The following is a 1,417-nucleotide window of genomic DNA, read 5'->3' as shown; positions in this document are numbered from 1 at the left end:
GGGTCAATTGCAATTGTTGGGGAGAAAGTTGAATCAAGCATATAGTTTGGAAAGGCGGAACAGAAAGAATTCGGTATCTGTCACACCACGTTGAATGGCACGAAACAGTTTCACTTTGGCATTGAAAGCTTCCGCAGCTGCATTAGTAGACCGGTGATAGTAGAAGTTCAAAATGGTCTGCAAGTGATTCTCAAAAGTATCCGCCACACGTTTAAACCCGTCCAGTTTCATCTTGTGTGATTCTTTTATCCAGTCTCGAAAAGCCAGTTCAGCCTTTTCTATGTCAGTAAACCGGTAGATATGAACCAGTTTCTGTACGTGCTCATAGGCGGTTTTCAACTCCGGAAATTCCTGAAACAGGAGTCCCATTCTCAGCCATTGGTTGTTGGTCCATTTCGAGGTGTGTTTGTACAGCCCGTATCGGCTTCGCGCCAGCAGTTGCTTTCGGGTGTCTCCGTTATGATATTCGGGTGGTATATAGCGTATTCCCTGCTTTTTTGCCTGTTTAACTGCCTCGTTTTCCTCTTCAATGGCCTGGCTACGAAATTCCACACGATGCTGTTGAACCACCTCATAGGCCAATTGCATGATATGGAAGCGATCGCTGACCAGCCGGGCATTGGGAAACAATTCTCGAACAGCCCGGGCAAGGTTGGAGGCCAGGTCCAGGGTCACCTCCTTTACTTTCTGCCGCTGGGCAAGCGGAATCCGACTCACATGCAAAACGATATCGTTGGTTTTGGTGCCGTGAATACTGGCCACCAGCGTACCTTTTCGCCCTTTGGCGGCCTTATTGGTTAAAAACGTGTACAACTCACCTTTGTTCAAACTCACCTCGTCTATGCTTAAGCGCTCACCAATATTCTCCGGAAAAACCAGATATTCCCGGCTGTGATGACGTTGCTCCCAGTCTTCATAGCCACTAACCTGCTTGTAATCGCGATACAACGTCCAGCTGCGAACCCCGTTGAGTTCGGCAATGGTTTTAATTGATTCGGTCCGGGTCTCCACCAGTATCTTTTAAAAAAGCCGAGAGTTCGGCGGTCATCTTCGTGCCCTCGGCAAGGTGTGAGTAATCGTTGGAAATAATACGCTTGGGATCTTGCTTATGTCGCCAGCGACGACGTTTGATATGCAGATAAACGAAGTTTCCACGAATGGGAAAGTCCACCAGGGTTTTGGCCTTGTGAAAGCCTTTACTCTCATATTCATTGGGATTGTAGCCCCTGGGAATCTGATTTTTCTCGGCAAGGTGAATGCGAATGAAGGGCCTGTCGTCTTTTTCGGTGCCTTGCTCGATCTTCTCGATATCAAAGTGATCCAGCAACCCTTTGGGCAGTATGAGTTCGAGTAGTTGTTTTTCCATCCTCAAGTATACTATATCTCATACTTCTCCCCAACTTTTGCAACTGATCCA

Annotated in this window: 2 protein-coding genes; both read right to left on the bottom strand. The window is 47.4% G+C overall.

The features are described from left to right. Nucleotides 1-33 precede the first annotated feature (33 nt). Nucleotides 34-1,011 carry an ISAon1 family transposase gene (locus NATSA_RS15295; RefSeq protein WP_210513489.1) on the bottom strand — a complete coding sequence of 326 codons (978 nt, stop codon included), beginning with the start codon at nt 1,009-1,011 and terminating at the stop codon, nt 34-36. After that, nucleotides 986-1,366, bottom strand: a complete 381-nt coding sequence (locus NATSA_RS15290; protein WP_210513488.1) for an ISAon1 family transposase N-terminal region protein — start codon at nt 1,364-1,366, stop codon at nt 986-988. Before NATSA_RS15290 ends, NATSA_RS15295 begins: the two co-directional genes overlap by 26 nt. Nucleotides 1,367-1,417: the final 51 nt, after the last annotated feature.

It is taken from the genome of Natronogracilivirga saccharolytica (genome assembly GCF_017921895.1).
Taxonomy (GTDB): Bacteria; Bacteroidota; Rhodothermia; order Balneolales; family Natronogracilivirgulaceae; genus Natronogracilivirga; species Natronogracilivirga saccharolytica.
Note: the sequence above shows the minus strand (reverse complement) of the source record. Positions and strands in the feature narration are given on the sequence as shown.

Coding starts and splice junctions, on each gene's coding strand:
- NATSA_RS15290 (WP_210513488.1), bottom strand. CDS start 1,366: ATGGAAAAACAACTACTCGAACTCATACTGCCCAAAGGGTTGCTGGAT.